The sequence below is a fragment of the Streptomyces sp. NPDC047130 genome (assembly GCF_040643475.1).
Lineage (GTDB): Bacteria > Actinomycetota > Actinomycetes > Streptomycetales > Streptomycetaceae > Streptomyces.
The window spans coordinates 20399-40073 of record NZ_JBEYUK010000010.1 but is presented as its reverse complement, the minus strand read 5'-3'; the positions used below and the strand labels follow the sequence as shown (position 1 = coordinate 40073).

The window sequence follows — 19675 nt, the reverse complement described above, 5'->3', positions numbered from 1 at the left end:
GCCCGGCCCGCGCCGCCCCGGCCCGAACCGGCCCGGCGGGGCGGGCCGCCGGCGGGGCGCGCCGGTAAGGTGATCTTCATGGATGAGAGGTCCTACCTGGCCAGGACGGACAGGATCGGGTTGCGGCACTTCACGCTCGCCGACGAGGCGGAGTTCACCGCCCGGGCGCGCGAGAGCCGGGAACTGCACCACCCGTGGCTGTTCCCGCCGGACACCCCCGCCACGTACCGGGCGTACGCGAAGCGCCTCATCGAGAGCCCCGACAAGGAGGGCTTCCTGATCTGCGACCGGACCGACGGCGGTGCCGTCGCCGGCTACGTGAACATCAACAACATCGTCCACGGCGCCTTCCGCAGCGGCGCCCTCGGGTACGGCGCGTTCGCGCACGCCGCCGGCCGCGGACTGATGACCGAGGCGCTGGACGCCCTCGTCCGGTACGCGTTCGCGCCGCCGCTGAACCTGCACCGGCTGGAGATCAACGTCCAGCCGGACAACGCCCGTTCCCTCGCGCTCGCCCGCCGCGCCGGGTTCGCCAGGGAGGGCCTCTCCCCGCGCATGCTGTTCGTCGACGGGGCCTGGCGCGACCACGAACGCTGGGCGGTCACCGCGGAGATGGTCCCGCGCCGGCCCGACGGAACCGACCCGACGGGCCCGACCCGACGGAACCCGACCCGACCGACCTGACCCGACGGACCTCTGGCGCGAACGCCGTCCGGCCGCTTCCATGGTCGGGTGACGACCATCCGCCGTGAGGTGCTGACGCTGCCCGCCGCCGAGTTGGGCCCCGACAACCCCCTGCCGCCGCTGAAGCCGCTGGACGAGGTCCACCAGGTCGACGAGCGGGACCGCGAGGGCCTGCCGCGCGACATGGCCCGGCAGATGGGGTACGCCCCGCTCACCGGGCTGCTCCCCGAGCGCGTCCGCGACGGCTACGACCGGCGCCGCGCGCCCCGGCCGGTGGACGCGATCGTGGTGGAGAACGACCGGCTGCGGGCGACCGTGCTGCCGGGCCTCGGCGGACGGATCGCCTCGCTCACGCACAAGCCGAGCGGGCGCGAACTGCTCTACGTGAACCCGGTGTTCCAGCCCGCCTGCTTCGCGCTGAACGGCGCCTGGTACTCCGGCGGCGTCGAGTGGAACATCGGCGCGACGGGGCACACCGCGCTCTCCTGCTCCCCGGTGCACGCCGCCCGGGTGACCGCCCCGGACGGCGGCGTGATGCTCCGGCTGTGGGAGTGGGAACGCCTGCGGGACCTGCCGTTCCAGGTGGACCTGTGGCTGCCGGACGGCTCCGACTTCCTGTACGTGGGCGTGCGGATCCGCAACCCGCACGAGCGTCCCGTGCCCGCCTACTGGTGGTCGAACATCGCGGTGCCCGAGGAGCGCCGGGTGCTCGCGCCCGCCGCGTCGGCCTGGCACTTCGGCTACCACCGCAGGCTGCGGCGGGTGGGCGTGCCGGCCCACGAGGGCGTGGACCTGACCCGGCCGCTCGGGAGCGTCCACCCGGCCGACTACTTCTACGACGTCCCGGACGGGCGCCGCCGGTGGATCGCCGCCCTCGACGACACGGGGGCGGGCCTGGTGCAGACGTCCACCGACGTGCTCCGCGGCCGCAAGCTGTTCGTCTGGGGCAGCGGCCCCGGCGGGCGGCGCTGGCAGGAGTGGCTGACCGAGCCCGGCACCGGCGGCTACTGCGAGATCCAGGCCGGGCTCGCCCGCACCCAGCTGGAGCACGTCAAGCTGGACGCCGGGAGCGAGGTCTCCTGGCTGGAGGCCTACGGCCCCCTGGAGGTCGATCCGGCCGCGGCGGACGGCGACGACTGGACGGCGGCCCTCGGAGCCGCGGAGGAACGCCTGGAGGCGGCGCTGCCCCGCGCCCGGGTCGAGGCCGCCTATGCCGCGTGGGCGCCGAGCGCCGACACGGAGCCGGGCGAGCGGCTGGCCACCGGCTCCGGCTGGGGCGCGCTGGAGGTGACGCGCGGAGGCTTCCCGCTGCCCGGCACCCCGTTCGGCCCCGAGACGCTGGGGGAGGAGCAACGGCCCTGGCTGGAGCTGCTGCGGCACGGCGCGCTGCCCGAGGAGGACCCGCAGGCGGGACCCCCGCACACCACGCTGGTCGCGCCGCACTGGCGGGACATGCTGGAGACCGCGGCCGCCACCGCCACCGCCGAGTACCACCTGGGCCTCGCCCAGTGGCACGCCGGCGACCGCGCCCAGGCGGTCCGCAGCTGGGAGCGGGGCCTGAAGCTGGAGCCGGGGCACTGGGCGTTCCTGCGCTGCACGGCGGTCGCCGACCAGGAGGAGGACCACCCCGAGCGGGCCGCGGACCGGTACGCCGAGGCGTTCGACGCCCTCTGCCGCACGGCCGGGGAGAGCGGGACCCCGGGCCGCTGGGAGACCGCCCTCGCCGCCCTCGGCCGGGAGGCGATCGAGGCGCTGCTCGGGGTGGGCCGGGCGGCCGCCGCCCGTCAGGTGTGGGAGCGGCTCCCCGCGGCGGCACGGCAGCGCGGACGGTTCCGGCTGCTGGAGGTGGAGCTGCTCCTCGCCGAGGGCCGGAAGGAGGCCGCCCGCGCCGTCTTCGAGGAACGGTTCGAGGTCGCCGACCTGCGGGAGGGCTCGGAGACGATCAGCCTCCTGTGGGCCGCCTGCACCGACGAGCCGCTGCCCGCCCCCTACGACTTCCGGATGCGCCCTCCGGAGTAGCCCCGACCGCGGCCGCCCCGGCCGTCGGCAGCCGTGCCGGGGCAGGGTCGTCGGTGGCCCGGTCGTTTCGGTCCCGGGGGCGGGGGGACGCGGACTGGGTCACGCGGAACGCCCGACCCGAGGGGATTCATGCACACCGACGACCGAGCTCCCGATCCCGCAGAACTCGCCCGCCTCGCCGAGCTGGGACAACAGCTGCGCGTGGACAGCGTGCGCGCCGCCGCGGCCGCCGGGTCGGGCCACCCGACCTCCTCGATGTCCGCGGCCGACCTGATGGCCGTCCTGCTCGCCCGCCACCTGCGCTACGACTTCGCCAACCCCGGCCACCCCGGCAACGACCGGTTCGTGCTCTCCAAGGGGCACGCCTCGCCGCTGCTCTACGCGGCGTACAAGGCCGCCGGCGCCATCGACGACCAGGAGCTGCTGACCTTCCGCGAGCACGGCAGCCGCCTGGAGGGCCACCCCACGCCCCGCCGCCTGCCCTGGGTGGAGACCGCCACCGGCTCCCTCGGCCAGGGCCTGCCGGTCGGCGTGGGCATCGCCCTCTCCGGCAAGCGGCTGGAGAAGGCCCCCTACCGGGTGTGGGTGCTGTGCGGCGACAGCGAGCTCGCCGAGGGCTCCGTCTGGGAGGCCGCCGAACAGGCGTCCTTCGACCACCTGGACAACCTCACCGTGATCGTCGACGTCAACCGGCTGGGCCAGCGCGGCGAAACCCGCCACGGCCACGACCTGGACGCCTACGCGCGCCGGTTCAAGGCCTTCGGCTGGCACACCGTCGAGGTGGACGGGCACGACGTGGAGGCGATCGAGCGGGCGCTGGGCGAGGCGAGCTCCACCGTCGGCCAGCCCGCGGTGGTGCTGGCCCGCACCCTCAAGGGCCGGGGCGTCCGGGCCGCCGAGGACAAGGAGGGCCTGCACGGCAAGCCGCTGAAGGACGCCGAGGCGGCCGTCGCCGAACTGGGCGGCGAACGCGACCTGAGCGTCCGCGTCGGCGCGCCGTGGGACGCCCCCGCCCGCCCCGCCGCGCACACCGCAGCGCCCGAGCTGCCGCGCTGGGACAAGGGCGAGGAGGTGGCCACCCGGGACGCCTACGGAGCGGCCCTCGCCGCCCTCGGCACCGCCCGGGGCGACGTGGTCGCCCTGGACGGCGAGGTCAGCGACTCCACACGGGCCGAGGCCTTCGCCAAGGAGCACCCGGACCGGTTCTTCGAGTGCTACATCGCCGAGCAGCAGATGGTGGCCTCCGCGGTCGGCCTCGCCGCCCGCGGCTGGGTCCCGTACGCCTCGTCGTTCGCGGCCTTCCTGAGCCGGGCGTACGACTTCGTGCGGATGGCCGCGGTCAGCGGCTCCGGCATCAACCTGGTCGGCTCGCACGCCGGCGTCGCCATCGGCCAGGACGGCCCCTCCCAGATGGGGCTGGAGGACCTGGCGATGTTCCGGGCGGTGCACGACTCGACCGTGCTGTACCCGTGCGACGCCAACCAGACCGCCCGGCTGGTCGCCGCCATGGCCGACCTGACGGGCATCCGCTACCTGCGCACCTCGCGCGGCAAGGGCGCCGTGCTCTACGGGCCCGACGAGGAGTTCCCGGTCGGCGGCAGCAAGGTGCTGCGCTCCTCGCCGGACGACCGGCTCACCGTCGTCGCGGCCGGCATCACCGTGCACGAGGCGCTGCGGGCCGCCGACGAACTGGCGGGCGCCGGGATCGCCGTGCGGGTGATCGACCTGTACTCGGTGAAGCCCGTGGACGAGGAGACCCTGCGCCGGGCCGCGGACGAGACGGGGTGCCTGCTGACCGTGGAGGACCACCACGAGGAGGGCGGCATCGGCGACGCGGTCGCCTCGGCCTTCGGGGACGGCTCCCCGCCGCCCCGGCTGGTGCGCCTCGGCGTGCGCTCCATGCCGGGTTCAGCGAGCCCCGACGAGCAGCTGCGCGAGGCCGGTGTCGACGCGCGCTCGATCGTCGCCTCCGCCCGGCTGCTGACCGAGCAGGGCATCCCCGGCTGAGACCGGCCCCGGTCCTCGCCACCGGGGTCCTCAACCCGCTCCCGGGGGACGGCTTGTGAAGAGCCGTCCCCCGTCCCGTCACGGGAGTCGCGCAGACCCGGCCGGTCGGTGTGCATCGGGAGGTTTGCCGTCAGGGTCACCGGTCATCCGCACTCACAGAGGTGGCCATGACGAACACACCGAAGCAGAAGACGGAAACCGACAACACCGAGAAGAAGGAACCGGATCAGCGCCGTCCGCGCCCCACCGAGGTACTGCGTGAGGCACGGGCCCAGCTCGAGGAGCTGACGGGGATGGCCGCCGAGTCGGTGTCGTCCTTCGAAAGGACGGAGGACGGCTGGTCGCTGGAGGTGGAGGTGCTCGAACTCGAGCGCGTCCCCGACACGATGAGCCTCCTGGCGACCTACCGGATCGAACTCGACCCGGAGGGCATGCTCACCGGCTACAAGCGCATCCGGCGCTACGAACGCGGACGTTCGGACAGCAACCGCCGCTGACCCGGCGGTCCACGGCTGTGGACGTTCCGCCCGACTTCCCGTGACAGGGCAGGAGCCCGCCATGAGCGGGTCGGCCATGCCCGAACACAGTGAGGAGCACCCGTGACGGTTGTACCGGCACAGCAGAGTGGTGGTGGAGGCGGCAGCAGCGGCCTCTACGACGTTCTCGAACTCGTCCTCGACCGGGGCCTCGTGATCGACGCGTTCGTCCGCGTCTCCCTGGTCGGCATCGAGATCCTGAAGATCGACGTACGTGTCGTCGTCGCGAGCGTGGACACGTACCTGCGTTTTGCCGAGGCGTGCAACCGCCTCGACCTGGAATCCGGCCCGCGCAAGAACCCGGGGCTGCCCGACCTGGTCGGCGACATGACCGAGTCCGGTGCCCGCGGCAAGACCAAGGGCGCGCTCTCCGGCGCCGCCGAGTCGATCTCCGACGCCTTCCGCCAGGGACGCGAGGAGCGCAAGGAACCGGCGTCCGCCCGCCGTAAGGAGGAGAAGGAGTGAGCACCTACGTCTACGGGATCGCCTCGGCGTCCCACCCGTCGCTCCCGGAGGGCATGGGCGGCGTCGGCGACCCGCCGAACCCGGTGCGGCTGCTGAAGGAGGGCGACCTCGTCGCGATCGCCGGCGACGCGCCCGAGGACCTGCGGCCCAAGCGCCGCGACCTGCTCGCCCACCAGACGATCCTCGCCGAGGCCGGCGCCGGCGGCTGCGTGCTGCCGATGCGGTTCGGCAACGTCGCCCCCGACGACGACGCGGTCCTCTCCGTCCTCTCGGAGCGCGCCGGGCACTACGCGGAGCGGCTGCGCGCCCTGGACGGCAGGGCGGAGTACAACGTCAAGGCCAACCACGACGAGCAGGCCGTGCTCCACGTGGTGATGGCCGAGGACGCCGACCTGCGGGCCCTGGCCGAGGCGAACCGCCAGTCCGGCGGCGGCAGCCACGACGACAAGCTGCGGCTCGGCGAGCGCGTGGTGGCCGCCGTGCAGGCCCGCGAGGGCGTGGACGCCGCGGCGCTCCAGCAGGCCCTGGAGCCGACGGCCGCCGCGGTGGCCACCGGCGCCGAGTCCACGGGCTGGATCACCAACCTGTCGTTCCTGGTGGACACCGCCACCGCCGACGAGTTCCTCGGCGCGGTGGAGCGGTTCCGCGAGCAGAACCCGCACGTGCAGCTCCGCGTCAACGGGCCGCTGCCGCCCTACAGCTTCGTGGAGCCCGGTCCGGCCGACCACGCGCCGGACGGCGCCGGCCAGATCGCCGGCACGGCCGTGGAGTGACGCCGTGGGACTCCTCTCCGAGGTGCTGCTGCTGCCGCTCGCACCGGTCCGCGGCAGCGCCTGGGTGATCCGCCAGGTGATGCGCGAGGCCGAGCGCATCTACTACGACCCCGCCACCATCCGCGCCGAACTGGCGAGTCTGGAGGAGCAGTTGGAATCAGGCGAGATCGACGAGGAGGAGTTCGACCGGCGCGAGGACGAACTGCTCGACCGGCTCGAGGCCGCCGCCGGCGTGCAGCAGGGCGGAGGTGGCACAGGATGAACGCCACCCGCTGGGAGATCGGCCTCGCCGCCACCGCCGGGTACGTCGTGGGACGCACCCGGACCCTGCCCCTGGTGGTCGCCGTCGCCATCGTGCTGGTCGGCCGGGACGAGCCCCGCGCCTACCTGGCCGACCAGGGGCGGCGGCTGCTGATCGAGGGCGTCCGGACCGCCGGTGCCGCCACGGCCTGGTGGGAGGACTCGACGGTCCGCAGGATGTTCACCCGCGACGGGTCGGCGGACGAGGACCACGACGAGGACCGCGCGGCGGACCACGACGAGGACCTCGGCACCCGCGGGGACCGTCAGGAGATCGAGCCCGCCTGAGCCCGTGGGCCGCCGCCGGACGCCGCCCGGGAGTGACCTCCCGGGCGGGGGAACTGGAGCGGCGGCCCGGGCTCGGGCAGGGTTGGGGTACGGACCCCCGCCGGCCCCCGGCCGGGCCCGCCCACCCCCGCCGACCAGGAGAGAAGATGAGCGGACTGCGGTACGTCTACGCGGTCTGCCGCCCGTTCGAGGCGGCGCTGCAGGCCCAGCTGGCCGGTGTGGCCGGCTCCCCGCCCACGGCCGTGCACCACCAGGGCCTGGTCGCCGTGGTGAGCACCGTGCCCGCCGAGGAGTTCGACGAGGCAGGGCTGCGGGTCCGGATGGAGGACCCCGCCTGGCTCACCGCCACGGCACGGGCCCACGAGCAGGTGATCGACGCCCTCACCACCGTCACCACCCCGCTGCCGCTGCGGTTCGCCACCGTGCTGCCCGACGACAGTGCCGTGCGCGTCCTGCTGGAGACCCACGCCGCGGAGATCCGCGCCGTCCTGGACCGGCTGGCCGGCCGCGTCGAATGGAGCGTGCGGGTCTACCTCCAGGGCGAACAGCGCGAACAGGGCGAGCGGCGCGAGCGGCCCGAGGGGCACGGGCGGCCCGAGGGGCACGGGCGGCCCGAGGGGCACGGGCGGCCCGAGGGGCACGGGCGGCCCGAGGGGCACGGGCGGGCGGCCGAGGCGGCGGGACGGTTCGCCGCCCGTCTGCACGAGGAGCTACGGGCCGGAGCCGAGGACTCCCGGCTGCGCCCGCCCCGCACCCTGCGGGTCACCGAGGAGGAGGAGAACGCCTGGGGGCGCAACCTCCTCGACGCCGCCTACCTGGTGCCGCGCCGGCAGTCCGGGGAGTTCGTCGAGACGGTCGACAGGGCCCGCGAGACCCCGCCCGAGGGCGTACGGGTACACCTCACCGGCCCCTGGGCGCCGTACTCCTTCGCCTCCCTCGACGGGGGCGGAGGCCGGTGACGACCCGCGCCCGGCAGGTGCCGCGGCTCCCGTGAGGCCCGCCGCCGCTCAGGCGGTGCGGCGGCACAGGATCTCCCCGTGCGGGACCGTGAACCGCCCGTCCGGGCCCGTGCCCCACGCGCGCCACGCCGCGGAGATCGCGGACAGCCCGTCCGCGTCGGCCGGTGCCAGCTCCCGCACCCGGTCCGCGTAGGCCGGTGCCAGGGTGCGGTCCGCCCACAGGGCGCCCCACCAGGCACGGTCCTCCGCACTCGTGTACACCCACGCGGAGGACGAGGCGGTGACCTCCTCGAACCCCGCCTCGGCCGCCCAGCCCGCCAGACGGCGCCCCGCGTCGGGGTCCCCGCCGTTGGCGCGGGCCGTCCGCCGGTAGACCTCCCGCCACGTGTGGAGCTCCGCCGAGGCCGGCGTCCAGCTCATCGCCCCGTAGTCCGAGTCCCGGGCCGCCACCAGGCCGCCGGGCCGGGTCACCCGCCGCATCTCCCGCAGCGCGGCCACCGGGTCGCCCACGTGCTGGAGCACCTGATGGGCGTGGACCACGTCGAAGACGCCGTCCGGGTAGGGCAGCGCGTGCACGTCGCCGACCGTGAACGTGACATTTGCCAGACCACGCCGCGCGGCCTCCGCGCGGGCGTCCTCCAGCACCCCCGCGGCGCGCTCCAGCCCGACCACCCCGCCCCGCGGCACCAGCTCCGCCAGGTCCGCCGTGATCGTGCCCGGCCCGCACCCGACGTCCAGCACCAGCATCCCCGGGGTGAGCGAACCCACCAGGTGGGCCGCCGAGTTGGCGGCCGTGCGCCAGCGGTGCGAGCGGAGCACCGCCTCACCGTGCCCGTGCGTGTAGACCGCGGTCTCCTGAACCCTGCCCATGCTGCGCCCCTCGAGCCGTCCGGCTGCCGACGGGCGCCACGTTATCCCGCGCGACCGCATCCTGAGACCCCCGTATCAGGATGCGGTCGCGCGTGGTCGGTAGGGCCGGGCCGGCCCGGTTCAGGTGAGCGGACGGTAGACCGTCAGGGCGAGCGGCAGCTTCCGCAGCGTCACCGCGCCCTCGACCGGGGTGACCTCGCCGTCGTAGGCCAGCAGCGTGCCCGAGGAGACGCGGTCGATGCGCAGGTGCGGCACCTGGACGGCGGCGTGCGCGGGGGAGCGGGTCAGCGGACCCGCCAGGGCGGCCGAGAGCAGCCGCAGCGCGGGCCGCCGGCCGCCGTGCACCACCCGGACGTCGAGCTGCCCGTCGGCCAGGTCCATCCGGCGGCCGGACATCACGCCCAGCCGGTGGTACGTGCCGTTGCCCGCGAACAGCAGCCACAGCGGGTGGGTGCGGCCCTGGAAGTGCGCCACCAGGGGGTGCCGGTCGGCGCGCAGCACCCGCACCGCCGCCACCAACCCGGCCGGCCAGCCCCCGATCCGGCCCGCCCACACCTCCCGCTCCCGCACCAGCTCGGGGTAGATCCCCAGGCTGCAGGTGTTCAGGAAGATGCCGCTCTGCCGCTCGGTGCTGAACATGCCCACGTCGACCTTGACCGCGTCGCCGCGCTCCAGCGCCCGGGCGAGGGCGCGGACGTCCTCCACCCCGAGGTCGTAGGCGAAGTGGTTGAGCGTCCCGCCGGGCAGCACGGCCAGCGGCAGGTCGTGGCGCAGGGCGATCCGGGCCGCCGTGTTGACCGTGCCGTCGCCGCCGCAGACGCCCAGCACCTCGGCCAGCGAGGCGGCCCGCTCCAGTTCCTCCTCCACGGCCTCCGGCTCGCACTGGACGACCTTCGCCAGCGGCAGCGCGTCCCGGACGGCGAGCGCCCGGTCGGAGCTGCCGGAGGCGTTGTTCACCACCATGATCAGGCCCGCGCCGTGGGTGAGCGCCGGAGCCTCGGCACGCGGCCGGGCGGGCGGCTTCCCCTGGTCGCGGGTGGGCACCAGGGCCCGCGCCGTGCAGGCGGCGCCCACGCCCAGCGCCGCGCCGGCCAGCACGTCACTGGGGTAGTGCACCCCGGTGTAGACCCGCGAGAGGGCCACCGCGCCCGCCAGCGGGGCCACCACGGCGCCCCAGCCGGGGGACTCCAGGGCCACGCCGGCCGCGAAGGCCGCCGCCGAGGCCGAGTGCCCGGAGGGGAACGAGGTGGTGTGCGGCTGCTTCTCCAGCCGCCGCATCAGTGGCACCACGTCCAGCACCGGCCGCGCCCGGCGCACCGACCACTTGCCGACGGTGTTGATGGTGGCCGAGGCCAGGGCCAGCGAACCGACCCCGCGCAGGGCTGCCCGGCGGGCCCGCGGGGTGCGCGAGGCGGCTATCGCCCCGGCCACCGCGAACCACAGCACCCCGTGGTTCGCTGCCCTGCTCAGTTTCGGCAGCACCTTGTCCGCGCCCGGCCAGTGCCTCGTCGCCACCGCCTCGAACACATCCCTGTCCACGTCCAGCATGCGCCGCAGCACCCCCCTGGCCGTCCCGCAGCCTCCGGGCGCGCCCGCGCCCCCGCCCGTGTTCACGTCACGCGTCATTCCCGACGAGTACCCGCCCACGGAGGCTTCCCGCGGCAGCCACGCCGCACGCGCCGGGGGAACGCCGGGGAAACGCCGGAAAAAGGTGCACGGGACCCCCGAGAAGGGAACCCGGCGGTACACGGCTCCCGGAGCGCCCCGAGCGGAAGGAACCCGGATGCGTCTGCTGCTCATCCGCCACGGGCAGACCCCGTCCAACGCGCGCGACGTGCTGGACACCCGTGTCCCCGGACCCGCGCTGACCGAGCTGGGGGAGCGGCAGGCCGAGGCCCTTCCGGACGCGCTGCACGGCGAGGACATCGACGCCCTGTTCGCCTCCACCATGCGGCGGACCCAGCTCACCGCCCGGCCGCTGGCCCGCAAACTGGGCCTGGAGGCGCCGGTGCGCGACGGCCTGCGGGAGATCACCGCCGGCGAGCTGGAGGGGGAGCCCGGGTACACCGGGCGCGGCCTGCGCTACATGGAGACGGCGCTGTCCTGGGCGGCCGGGCGGGTGGAGCGGCGGATGCCCGGCGGCGAGAACGGCGTCGAGATGCTCGGACGGTACGACGCCGTCGTCCGGGAGGCCGAGGCCACCGGCGCCGGCACCGTCGCCTTCTTCAGCCACGGCGCCGCCATCCGCACCTGGACCGCCGCCCGCGCGGACAACGTCGACGTGGACTTCGCCGCCGACCACCCGCTGGAGAACACCGGCGTGGTGGTCCTGGAGGGCTCCCTCGCGGACGGCTGGAAGGCCCTGTCCTGGGCGGGCGCGGTGGTGTCCTCGCCCGGACCCGGCTCGGAGAGCGGCCCCGCCGGCCGTCCCGTGGAGTGACGTCCGGCGGCGAGCGCGCCGCGATAACGGTTTGCCCCGGCCGGTGACGCACCCGGACAATGCCTGGCCATGGGATACCTGGAAGCCGCGCACCTCGAGTACTACCTGCCGGACGGCCGAGCGCTGCTCGGCGACGTCTCCTTCCGGGTGGGCGAGGGCGCCGTCGTCGCGCTCGTCGGGCCCAACGGCGCGGGCAAGACGACGCTGCTGCGGCTGATCTCGGGCGAGCTGAAGCCGCACGGCGGCACGGTCACCGTGCAGGGCGGCCTGGGCGTGATGCGCCAGTTCGTCGGCTCCGTGCGCGACGAGACCACCGTGCGCGACCTGCTGGCGTCCGTCTCCACGCCCCGCGTCAAGGCCGCCGCACAGGCCGTCGACGAGGCCGAGCTGGCGATGATGACGGACGACGACGAGGCCGCGCAGATGCGGTACGCGCAGGCGCTCGCCGACTGGGGCGAGGCCGGCGGCTACGAGGCCGAGACGCTCTGGGACATCTGCACGACCGCGGCCCTCGGCGTGCCCTACGACAAGGCCCAGTGGCGGCAGGTCCGCACCCTCTCCGGGGGCGAGCAGAAACGGCTCGTCCTGGAGGCCCTGCTGCGCGGCACCGACGAGGTGCTGCTGCTCGACGAGCCGGACAACTACCTGGACGTGCCGGGCAAGCGGTGGCTCGAGGAACGGCTCGCGGAGACCCGCAAGACCGTGCTGTTCGTCTCCCACGACCGCGAACTGCTCTCCCGCGCCGCGCAGAAGATCGTGAGCGTGGAGCCGGGGCCGGCCGGGGCCGACGCCTGGGTGCACGGAGGCGGCTTCGCCACCTACCACCAGGCGCGTCGCGAGCGGTTCGCCCGCTTCGAGGAGCTGCGCCGGCGCTGGGACGAGAAGCACGCCCAGCTCAAGAAGCTGGTGATCAACCTGCGGCAGGCCGCGTCGGTCAGCCCCGACATGGCCTCCCGCTACGCCGCCGCGCAGACCCGGCTGCGCAAGTTCGAGGAGGCCGGCCCGCCGCCGGAGCCGCCGCGCGAGCAGGAGATCACCATGCGGCTCAAGGGCGGCCGCACCGGCGTGCGCGCCCTGACCTGCCAGGGCCTGGAGCTCACCGGCCTGATGAAGCCCTTCGACCTGGAGGTCTTCTACGGCGAACGGGTCGCCGTCCTCGGTTCCAACGGATCCGGGAAGTCGCACTTCCTGAGGCTGCTCGCCGGGGAGGACGTCGCCCACACCGGCGCCTGGAAACTGGGTGCGCGGGTGGTGCCCGGGCACTTCGCGCAGACCCACGCGCACCCCGAACTGATGGGGAGGACGCTGCTGGACATCCTGTGGACCGAGCACTCGCAGGACCGGGGCGCCGCGATGTCCCGGCTGCGGCGCTACGAGCTGACCAAGCAGGCCGAGCAGACCTTCGACCGCCTCTCCGGCGGGCAGCAGGCCCGCTTCCAGATCCTGCTGCTCGAACTGCAGGGCGTCACGGCGCTGCTCCTCGACGAGCCCACGGACAACCTGGACCTGGAGTCGGCGGAGGCCCTGCAGGAAGGGCTCGAGGCGTTCGAGGGCACCGTCCTGGCCGTCACCCACGACCGGTGGTTCGCCCGCGCCTTCGACCGCTTCTTGGTCTTCGGAAGCGACGGCCGCGTGCGGGAGACCGCGGAGCCGGTCTGGGACGAACGCCGCGTCGAGCGGGCCCGCTGACCCCCGTGCGGGTCCCGCGTGACGCCCGCGGGACCCGCACCGGGATCAGGCCCAGCGGAGCAGGGCGCCGAGGCCGCCCACCGGGACCACCACCGGGGAATCGTCCTCCAGGGCCGGCTCCACGGAGATCGCCGGGGTTCCGGACGCCACCGCCGACCGCAGCAGCGCGTCGTCCGCCCGCGCCGCCCAGGAGTGCTGCTCACCGAGGATCCGCAGGTCCGAGCGGCGCACGGCGAGCTGGTCCGGCTCCTCGCCGATCCAGATCTGCCGGTGCGCGTCCGGCCCGTCCAGGTTGATCAGCAGCTCGTCGATGCGGTGCTCCCGCGCCGCCTCCACCAGCGCCGGAACCCCCTCGACGGCGCCCGCGCCGCCCTGCCGGTCCCGCCCGCGCGCCGCGAGGAACCGGCCCAGGTCGCCCTCCGCCCGCTGCCGCCAGTGGGTGGCGCGCAGGCCCTCCACCTCCTCGTCCAGCAGGCGGCTCCCGGTGCCGTGCGACGCTTCCACCGCGCACTCGCGCACCTGCGGCGGAAGCTGCTCCAGCACCGTGCGGCGGTCCCGCTGCTCGCCCACCAGGATCACCAGGTCGGCCCGGGTCTCCTCCCTGCAGGCGGTCACCTCACGGGCGATCTCGGCCGCGTTCTGGCCCCAGGTGTTCTCCACCGCGAGCTGGAAGTGGCGCTCCGACCAGTCCGACGACGCGGTCCGGTGCAGCGGCCACTGCCGGCCCACCACCTCGCCGGCCTCCGAACTGCCCAGCGCGGTGCGCAGCTCCAGGTCGGCCCCTCCCCGGGTCACGTACACCACCAGGCACGTGGGGTCCTCGCCCAGCAGGTTCAGCAGGGGCGAGACGTGCGGGAGCGGCGCCCACACCGCGGTGAGCTCCTGCTGCGGGGGACGGGTCAGCGACGGGTCGAGGACCACCCCGCCGTCGTGCGCGAAGAAGGCGCGGCCGTGCGGCTCGGTGGAGTGCCGGAGTTCGTCGACCGCCGTCCGCACCGCCTCACAGGTGGCCTCGTCCGCGCCCTGCGAGGCCAGCTCGCGGGCGGCCGCCTGGGCCATGAGGCGCCGTTCCTTCGGCGTGTCCTGGGTGTGGCGCGAGGTGTCCACGTAGACCGAGGCCCACGGGCCCCGGCGCTCGTACAAGGGCTGGAGAAATGCGAGATCCATGGTTCCACGTCCGATGTCGGTCGGGTGGTTGTCTGTCTTCCTGCGTCGGATCCGTGTCCCAGGCGGGTACCCGTGCCCCGGAAAGGGAACACGAGGAACCGCGACGAACGGGGTGCCGCCATGGCAGGAGTCGAACCCGACCGGCTGGACGACCAGCAGCTGATGAAGGAACTCGAGACCATTCACCGCACGCGTCACGACACGCTGCTGCACGGATCCGGCGACGCGCTGCGCACCCACAACGAGCGGATGGCGCAGCTCGAGGGCGAGTACCTGCGGCGGCATCCGCGGCGGCCGGTCTCCGCCGGGCGCACCCGCGAGGGGGCGCGGGAACGGGATCCGGGCCGTCCCGCGGACTGAGGGACGCCGCCGAACCCTCCGGAAGGCACCGAGCCTGCGGAGGGTCCGGAACGCGGAGAGGGGCGGGCCCGACCGGGCCCGCCCCTCTCCGCGTCGCGCGCGCTACCGGACCGGGGTCAGTCCTGCCCGCCGGAGGCCTTCGCGAACTCGCGCAGCAACGCCTCGTCGAAGGCGTCGAGGTCGTCCGGCTTGCGGCTGGTCACCAGCACGTTGGGACCGTTGGTGTCGACCTTGACCTGCTCGTCCACCCAGGTGCCGCCGGCGTTGGCGATGTCGGTGCGCAGGCTCGGCCAGGAGGTCAGCTCGCGGCCGGAGACCACGCCGGCCTCCACCAGCGTCCACGGCGCGTGGCAGATCGCCGCCACCGGAAGGCCCCGGCCGAAGAAGTCCTTCACCAACCGGACGGCCTTCTCGTCCGTCCGCAGGGCGTCCGGGTTGGCGACGCCGCCGGGCAGCACCAGCCCGTCGAAGTCCCCGGCGGAGACCTCGTCCACCGTCCGGTCGACCGGGAAGGTGTCGGCCTTGTCCAGGTGGTTGAAGCCCTGGACCTCGCCCTTCTGCGTCGACACCAGCACGGCCTCGTGCCCGGCGTCGGTCACCGCCTCCCAGGGCTTGGTGAGCTCCACCTGCTCGACGCCCTCGGGCGCGGTCAGGAATGCGATGCGCATGGTCGGTTTCCCATCCTTTCGTGTCCGTCCGGTCGTCGCGGTCGTGCGCGCGCTACTCCGGACGGGTGATCGCCTCGGCGAGTTGCTGGACGTTCGCGTAGCGGGCCTTGTGCGGCAGGTGCTCCAGGGGCTCCACCAGGGCGTCCGGGGCGTGGTTCTCGCGCAGGGTGCGCGCCAGTTCCCGCGGGCTCGCGGGGAAGGAGGTGCGGCCCAGGATGCGCGCGAGCTCCAGGCGCACCGTCTCCAGCGGCGCCTCCCGCACGCCCGCCGTGCCGCCCGCCACCGCCGGGTCGTCGTCCGCGACCGGCTCGGGGTCGTGCCACTCCTCCGTCCGGGTGGGATGTCCGGACTGCAGCAGCCCCCTCAGCTCGTGCTTCATCTCGTCGTCCCGGTGAACGCTCAACCGGTCGCTGCCACGCTGCATGGCTCCCTCCACATCTTCGGGTGGCCCCCGCGTACCCGAGGAGGCGCGGGCGACACACCGGGGCCCCGGGAGCTCCGGGCGGGGTCCCGTCGGCGCGCGGGAGTCCGGAATGTCCGGCAGTCTGAAGAGGACCCGGGGTGCTTCGGCACCCCCGTTCACCCCTGGGAGGACGGACCCATGGTGGTGCTCGTAGTGATCGTCCCGGTCCTGATGCTCTGCATGATGCTGGCGATGGACTGGTACGAGGATCTTGTCTTCCCCCCGCCGGAGGAGGACACGGTCTCCGCGGAGGGGGATGTCGCACTGCCGGCCGTGACGCCGGTGCCGGCACCTCTGGCGCTGCCCGCGCCGCCGACGGCACGCCCGGCCCTGCCGGGCGGGACCCCGGGAGCGGGGGCTCCCCCCGGACGGACGTCCTGAGGGACGATCCGAACACACCGGCGGGCGAGACGGGTCCGGAACACGGACCCGCCTCCCCCGTTCGGCGGCCGGGGTCACGCGGATGGTGCCGCGCGACGGGCGCGGCCGGGCGGGCCGGGCTGGGATGGGGACGGCAGTCGTCGTCCGCCCGAAGGAGCCCAGCCCCATGCGCCGCACTCTCCGTGTCCTGTCCGCCGCAGCTCTCGCCGGCGCGGCGGTGACGGTCGCCGCGCCCGTCGCCTCCGCGGAACCGGTCTCCTGCGGCCCCGACGCCGCCGGGATCTCCTCCCAGGCGGTCGCGGGCATCGCCGCGTCGCAGCGACGCGCACCCGAACCGGGCGCCGACGCCTGCCCGGAGGCCGCCGGGCTGCGCGGGGCGGTGGCAGCGGCCCCGTGCGAGGAGGGCGCCGACCCGGCGGCCTGCGCCGGCCCCGAGGACACCGCCGTACAGGGCGGGACCCTCGAGGAGGGGCCGGACGGCGCCCCGGCCGGGGAACCGGCCGGCGCGGGAGGCGTCCCGGAGGACACCGCGGGCGGCGCGGCCGAGGAGTTCGGCGCCCCCGCGGCCGGGGAGGAGTTCGGCGCCGCCGCGGAGGAGTTCGGCGACCCGGCGGTCGAGGAGGACCTGTCCGCCCCGGCGACCGGGTCCGCGACCGGCATCGAGGTCGAACCGGTGGAGCCCGAACCGCTCCACGAGGCGGCGCCGGGCGGCGGCCCCGCGGGCGGCGGCGAACCCGGCCACCGCCCCGGCACGGGCGCACCCGGCGAGAAGGAACCCGGCCACCGCCCCGGCACGGGCGCACCCGGCGGCAAGGAGCCCGGCCACCGCCCCGACCCCGGCCACCACGGCGGCAAGGACGGGCACGGCCGGACCGCACCGCCGGTTCACCGCGGCGTCGAGGCCGGCGCGGGCGGCGCCTTCAGCGACTCGGTCCCGCTCCAGGTCGCCGGCGGCCTCCTGATCGCCGGCGCCGCGGCGGCCGCGGGCCACCGGATCCGGCAGCGGCTGGCCCCGGCGCGCGGAGGCCGCCGGCGCTGACCCCGGCCGACGGGTCATGTCCGGCCCGTCACGGGGTACTCGGGGCCATCGGACCCGGCAACCGGTGCGGAAGGACCGCCACGGCGGATGCCGGCGACCGCGGCGGAGGTGCGGATGGCGCGGACGGAACCGGAGCGGGCGCCCGGAACCGGCGGACACGGCCCGGTGCGGTACGGGCCGCGCATGCCCGACGACGGGCTGCCGGTGCTCCCCGAACTCGCCGCGGTGCTCACCGCCGCCGCCCCGCGCGCCGAGGACGAACCCCCCGGCGGAGGGCCCACGCTCCTCGAGGCCGCGGCCGGCTACTGGAACCGGCGCGGCCTGACGGCCGGACCCGACCGGATCGCGGCCGCGCCCGGCGCCCCCGCCCTGCTGCTCGCGCTGACCGCCGCCCTCGGCGGCGACGTCCTGGTGCCGCGCCCCTGCGCCGCCTGGTGGGCGCCCTACGCCCGGCTGCTGGGCCGCCCCGTCTTCCACGTGCCCACGCCGCCCGGGTCCGGCGGCGTCCCGGACGCCTACGCCCTGCTCGAGACGGTCCGCCGGGTCCGCGAGGAGGGCGGCGACCCGCGCCAGCTGGTGCTCTCGCCCGCCGAGGAGACCACCGGCGCCGTCGCCACCCCCGACGACCTGCACGAGACCATGGAGGTCGCCGAGGCCGAGGGGCTCTTCGTGATCAGCGACGAGACCTGGCGGGACACGGTCCACGACCCGCACGGCACCGTGCTGCTCAGCCCCGCCGAGATGCTCCCCGGCCGGGTCGCCGTCGTCACCGACCTGCGCGGCGGGCTGCTGCCGGCCGGCTGGCCCGCGGCGGTCGCCCGCTTCCCCACCGGTCCGGGAGACGGCGGCGCGCTGCGCGCACGGGTGCTGGACGTGCTCACCGCGCTCGGCGCGCAGATCGCCCGGCCCCTCGCCGTCGCCGCGGCCTACGCGCTGAGCGAGCCCGAGGAGGTCACCGCCCGGCGAGCCGCCTCGGTCCGCCTGCACGCCCGCCTGGCCGCCGCCGTCCACGAACTCGTCGTGTCGGTCGGCGGGCTGACGCTCCCGCCGCGCGCCGGACGCTGCGTCTACGCCGACCTGTCGCCGCTCGCCGACGCCCTGGCCACCCACGGCGTGGGCGACGCGCAGGAGCTGGAGGAGAGCCTGGACACGCTCCACGGCGTGCCCGCGAGCGGCGGCCACCGGTTCGGCGACGACCTGGACGCCCTCCGGGTCCGCCTGTCCACCGGCGACCTGCTCGGCGGCGACGCCGGCGAGCGGGCCGACGCCCTGACCGCCCCCGACCCGCTCGAACTGCACCGCGTGCGGGGGGCGCTGACCCGATGGAGAACGGCCTTCGACCGGCTCGGCACACCGTCCGACGCCGGGGCGGCGGCAGAGCGAGGGGAGAGTCCGCGATGACGCGACAGCAGTCCCGCGCCGATCACCTGCCCGAACCGGGCCGCAGGGCGCGGCCCGACGCGCGGCCCGACGCGGCGCCCGACGCGGGGCCCGGCCGCGGTCAGGAGGGGAGCCCGGGACGGCTGCGCACCACGGCGCCGCCCCGGGCCCGTACCACCGCGCCCGTCGGGCCGGCGGCGCCGGGACAGGGGCGCCGCTGGCCGAAGTCGTTCGAGGACCGGCTGACCGCCCCGCTCCCCGGCCTGCGCTCCTTCGCCCGGTTCGCCCGCGAGGGCGCGGTGCGGCCCCGGCGCGACGGGCTGAAGGACATCCCGCGGATCCCCTGCCGCCCCGGCCCGCTGCCCGAGGTCGACGCCCGCCAGGTGGCCGTCACCTGGGCGGGCCACGCCAGCTGGGTCGTCCGGATCGGCGGCACGACCGTGCTCACCGACCCCGTGTGGTCCCGCCGCATCCTCGGTACGCCCGCCCGGATCACCCCGGTCGGCGTGGACTGGGACGCCCTGCCGCCCGTGGACGCCGTGGTGATCAGCCACAACCACTACGACCACCTCGACCTGCCCACCCTGCGGCGGCTCCCCCCGGACACCCCCCTGTTCGTGCCCGGCGGCCTGGGCCGCTGGTTCCACCGGCGCGGATTCCGGCGGGTGGTCGAGCTGGACTGGTGGGAGTCGGCCCGCCTGGGCGGCGTGCGACTGGACTTCGTGCCCGCGCACCACTGGTCCAAGCGGACCCTCACCGACACCTGCCGCAGCCTCTGGGGCGGCTGGATGCTCACCGCCGACGGCGAGGACCACGGGGCGGAGCGCCGGCGCGTCTACTTCGCCGGGGACACGGGCTACGGGCACTGGTTCTCCCGGATCGGCGAGCGCTACCCGGACATCGACCTGGCGCTGATGCCGATCGGCGCGTACGACCCCCGGTGGTGGCTGAGCGACGTGCACTGCGACCCGGAGGAGGCGGTCCGGGCCACCCGGGACCTGGGAGCGCGGCGGATGGCGCCCATGCACTGGGGCACGTTCCTGCTCTCCTCGGAGCCGGTGCTGGAACCCCTGCACCGGGTCCGCGCCGCCTGGGACGAGGCCGGGCTGCCCCGCGAGGACCTCTGGGACCTCCCGGTCGGCGGCTCCCGGGTGCTCGGGGGCTGACACCGGCGGGAGGCGGGCCGC

General features: G+C 75.6%; 21 protein-coding genes. 16 read left to right on the top strand and 5 right to left on the bottom strand.

Annotated elements, in window-relative coordinates; translation table 11 throughout:
* Nucleotides 1-78 precede the first annotated feature (78 nt).
* From ABZ836_RS14855 to ABZ836_RS14815, 9 genes are all read left to right on the top strand, one after another.
* Nucleotides 79-684 (top strand): GNAT family protein, encoded by a 606-nt coding sequence (locus ABZ836_RS14855; RefSeq protein ID WP_361142165.1) that lies wholly within the window; start codon nucleotides 79-81, stop codon nucleotides 682-684.
* Between the two features lie 48 nt (nucleotides 685-732).
* On the top strand, nucleotides 733-2703 hold the full coding sequence (locus tag ABZ836_RS14850) for a DUF5107 domain-containing protein (protein WP_361142162.1): 1971 nt from the start codon (nucleotides 733-735) through the stop codon (nucleotides 2701-2703).
* A 129-nt stretch (nucleotides 2704-2832) separates the two neighbouring features.
* On the top strand, nucleotides 2833-4710 hold the full coding sequence (locus ABZ836_RS14845; protein WP_361142160.1) for a transketolase: 1878 nt from the start codon (nucleotides 2833-2835) through the stop codon (nucleotides 4708-4710).
* Nucleotides 4711-4877: 167 nt separating this feature from the next.
* The gene (locus tag ABZ836_RS14840; protein WP_356135176.1) at nucleotides 4878-5207 is read left to right on the top strand and encodes a gas vesicle protein; all 330 of its coding nucleotides are present in this window, start codon (nucleotides 4878-4880) and stop codon (nucleotides 5205-5207) included.
* A gap of 102 nt (nucleotides 5208-5309) precedes the next feature.
* On the top strand, nucleotides 5310-5711 hold the full coding sequence (locus tag ABZ836_RS14835; RefSeq protein WP_356135178.1) for a gas vesicle structural protein GvpA: 402 nt from the start codon (nucleotides 5310-5312) through the stop codon (nucleotides 5709-5711).
* The gene (locus ABZ836_RS14830; RefSeq protein ID WP_356135180.1) at nucleotides 5708-6484 is read left to right on the top strand and encodes a GvpL/GvpF family gas vesicle protein; all 777 of its coding nucleotides are present in this window, start codon (nucleotides 5708-5710) and stop codon (nucleotides 6482-6484) included. Before ABZ836_RS14835 ends, ABZ836_RS14830 begins: the two co-directional genes overlap by 4 nt.
* A gap of 4 nt (nucleotides 6485-6488) precedes the next feature.
* Nucleotides 6489-6746, top strand: coding sequence for a gas vesicle protein GvpG (locus tag ABZ836_RS14825; protein ID WP_356135181.1), 258 nt, complete (start codon nucleotides 6489-6491; stop codon nucleotides 6744-6746).
* Nucleotides 6743-7072, top strand: a complete 330-nt coding sequence (locus ABZ836_RS14820) for a hypothetical protein (protein ID WP_361142157.1) — start codon at nucleotides 6743-6745, stop codon at nucleotides 7070-7072. The genes ABZ836_RS14825 and ABZ836_RS14820 overlap by 4 nt, the downstream gene beginning before the upstream one ends.
* Before the next feature lie 146 nt (nucleotides 7073-7218).
* Nucleotides 7219-8031, top strand: coding sequence for a GvpL/GvpF family gas vesicle protein (locus tag ABZ836_RS14815; RefSeq protein ID WP_361142155.1), 813 nt, complete (start codon nucleotides 7219-7221; stop codon nucleotides 8029-8031).
* A 48-nt stretch (nucleotides 8032-8079) separates the two neighbouring features.
* On the opposite strand, the gene ABZ836_RS14810 is transcribed toward ABZ836_RS14815, so the two are convergent.
* On the bottom strand, nucleotides 8080-8901 hold the full coding sequence (locus ABZ836_RS14810; RefSeq protein ID WP_361142153.1) for a class I SAM-dependent methyltransferase: 822 nt from the start codon (nucleotides 8899-8901) through the stop codon (nucleotides 8080-8082).
* A gap of 120 nt (nucleotides 8902-9021) precedes the next feature.
* Nucleotides 9022-10449: a phosphatase PAP2 family protein gene (locus ABZ836_RS14805; RefSeq protein ID WP_361142380.1), complete on the bottom strand. Its 1428-nt coding sequence runs from the start codon at nucleotides 10447-10449 to the stop codon at nucleotides 9022-9024.
* A 235-nt stretch (nucleotides 10450-10684) separates the two neighbouring features.
* Between ABZ836_RS14805 and ABZ836_RS14800 the strand changes: the two genes are divergently transcribed.
* Nucleotides 10685-11341: a histidine phosphatase family protein gene (locus ABZ836_RS14800; protein WP_356135189.1), complete on the top strand. Its 657-nt coding sequence runs from the start codon at nucleotides 10685-10687 to the stop codon at nucleotides 11339-11341.
* A gap of 69 nt (nucleotides 11342-11410) precedes the next feature.
* The gene (locus tag ABZ836_RS14795; protein WP_361142151.1) at nucleotides 11411-13030 is read left to right on the top strand and encodes an ATP-binding cassette domain-containing protein; all 1620 of its coding nucleotides are present in this window, start codon (nucleotides 11411-11413) and stop codon (nucleotides 13028-13030) included.
* 45 nt (nucleotides 13031-13075) lie between these two features.
* On the opposite strand, the gene ABZ836_RS14790 is transcribed toward ABZ836_RS14795, so the two are convergent.
* Nucleotides 13076-14197 (bottom strand): Vms1/Ankzf1 family peptidyl-tRNA hydrolase, encoded by a 1122-nt coding sequence (locus tag ABZ836_RS14790; RefSeq protein ID WP_356135193.1) that lies wholly within the window; start codon nucleotides 14195-14197, stop codon nucleotides 13076-13078.
* A gap of 120 nt (nucleotides 14198-14317) precedes the next feature.
* Between ABZ836_RS14790 and ABZ836_RS14785 the strand changes: the two genes are divergently transcribed.
* A complete protein-coding gene (locus ABZ836_RS14785) occupies nucleotides 14318-14557 on the top strand; it encodes a DUF6158 family protein (RefSeq protein WP_356135195.1) in 240 nt (79 codons plus the stop codon).
* Nucleotides 14558-14673: 116 nt separating this feature from the next.
* On the opposite strand, the gene ABZ836_RS14780 is transcribed toward ABZ836_RS14785, so the two are convergent.
* A complete protein-coding gene (locus ABZ836_RS14780; protein ID WP_361142148.1) occupies nucleotides 14674-15225 on the bottom strand; it encodes a type 1 glutamine amidotransferase domain-containing protein in 552 nt (183 codons plus the stop codon).
* A 52-nt stretch (nucleotides 15226-15277) separates the two neighbouring features.
* Entirely contained in the window at nucleotides 15278-15649 is a 372-nt protein-coding gene (locus ABZ836_RS14775; RefSeq protein ID WP_356135199.1) for a DUF2795 domain-containing protein, read from the bottom strand.
* Between the two features lie 177 nt (nucleotides 15650-15826).
* On the opposite strand from ABZ836_RS14775, the gene ABZ836_RS14770 reads away from it, so the two are divergent.
* The 4 genes from ABZ836_RS14770 to ABZ836_RS14755 all read left to right on the top strand — a co-directional run bounded on the left by ABZ836_RS14770 (nucleotide 15827) and on the right by ABZ836_RS14755 (nucleotide 19654).
* Nucleotides 15827-16069 carry a hypothetical protein gene (locus tag ABZ836_RS14770; protein WP_361142146.1) on the top strand — a complete coding sequence of 81 codons (243 nt, stop codon included), beginning with the start codon at nucleotides 15827-15829 and terminating at the stop codon, nucleotides 16067-16069.
* 166 nt (nucleotides 16070-16235) lie between these two features.
* Nucleotides 16236-17108, top strand: coding sequence for a hypothetical protein (locus ABZ836_RS14765; protein ID WP_361142144.1), 873 nt, complete (start codon nucleotides 16236-16238; stop codon nucleotides 17106-17108).
* A 114-nt stretch (nucleotides 17109-17222) separates the two neighbouring features.
* Nucleotides 17223-18509, top strand: a complete 1287-nt coding sequence (locus ABZ836_RS14760) for an aminotransferase class I/II-fold pyridoxal phosphate-dependent enzyme (protein WP_361142377.1) — start codon at nucleotides 17223-17225, stop codon at nucleotides 18507-18509.
* Nucleotides 18506-19654: an MBL fold metallo-hydrolase gene (locus ABZ836_RS14755; protein ID WP_361142142.1), complete on the top strand. Its 1149-nt coding sequence runs from the start codon at nucleotides 18506-18508 to the stop codon at nucleotides 19652-19654. Before ABZ836_RS14760 ends, ABZ836_RS14755 begins: the two co-directional genes overlap by 4 nt.
* Nucleotides 19655-19675: the final 21 nt, after the last annotated feature.

Coding starts and splice junctions, on each gene's coding strand:
- ABZ836_RS14855 (WP_361142165.1), top strand. CDS start 79: ATGGATGAGAGGTCCTACCTGGCCAGGACGGACAGGATCGGGTTGCGG.
- ABZ836_RS14845 (WP_361142160.1), top strand. CDS start 2,833: ATGCACACCGACGACCGAGCTCCCGATCCCGCAGAACTCGCCCGCCTC.
- ABZ836_RS14840 (WP_356135176.1), top strand. CDS start 4,878: ATGACGAACACACCGAAGCAGAAGACGGAAACCGACAACACCGAGAAG.
- ABZ836_RS14820 (WP_361142157.1), top strand. CDS start 6,743: ATGAACGCCACCCGCTGGGAGATCGGCCTCGCCGCCACCGCCGGGTAC.
- ABZ836_RS14815 (WP_361142155.1), top strand. CDS start 7,219: ATGAGCGGACTGCGGTACGTCTACGCGGTCTGCCGCCCGTTCGAGGCG.
- ABZ836_RS14810 (WP_361142153.1), bottom strand. CDS start 8,901: ATGGGCAGGGTTCAGGAGACCGCGGTCTACACGCACGGGCACGGTGAG.
- ABZ836_RS14805 (WP_361142380.1), bottom strand. CDS start 10,449: ATGCTGGACGTGGACAGGGATGTGTTCGAGGCGGTGGCGACGAGGCAC.
- ABZ836_RS14800 (WP_356135189.1), top strand. CDS start 10,685: ATGCGTCTGCTGCTCATCCGCCACGGGCAGACCCCGTCCAACGCGCGC.
- ABZ836_RS14795 (WP_361142151.1), top strand. CDS start 11,411: ATGGGATACCTGGAAGCCGCGCACCTCGAGTACTACCTGCCGGACGGC.
- ABZ836_RS14790 (WP_356135193.1), bottom strand. CDS start 14,197: ATGGATCTCGCATTTCTCCAGCCCTTGTACGAGCGCCGGGGCCCGTGG.
- ABZ836_RS14785 (WP_356135195.1), top strand. CDS start 14,318: ATGGCAGGAGTCGAACCCGACCGGCTGGACGACCAGCAGCTGATGAAG.
- ABZ836_RS14780 (WP_361142148.1), bottom strand. CDS start 15,225: ATGCGCATCGCATTCCTGACCGCGCCCGAGGGCGTCGAGCAGGTGGAG.
- ABZ836_RS14775 (WP_356135199.1), bottom strand. CDS start 15,649: ATGCAGCGTGGCAGCGACCGGTTGAGCGTTCACCGGGACGACGAGATG.
- ABZ836_RS14770 (WP_361142146.1), top strand. CDS start 15,827: ATGGTGGTGCTCGTAGTGATCGTCCCGGTCCTGATGCTCTGCATGATG.
- ABZ836_RS14765 (WP_361142144.1), top strand. CDS start 16,236: ATGCGCCGCACTCTCCGTGTCCTGTCCGCCGCAGCTCTCGCCGGCGCG.
- ABZ836_RS14760 (WP_361142377.1), top strand. CDS start 17,223: ATGGCGCGGACGGAACCGGAGCGGGCGCCCGGAACCGGCGGACACGGC.
- ABZ836_RS14755 (WP_361142142.1), top strand. CDS start 18,506: ATGACGCGACAGCAGTCCCGCGCCGATCACCTGCCCGAACCGGGCCGC.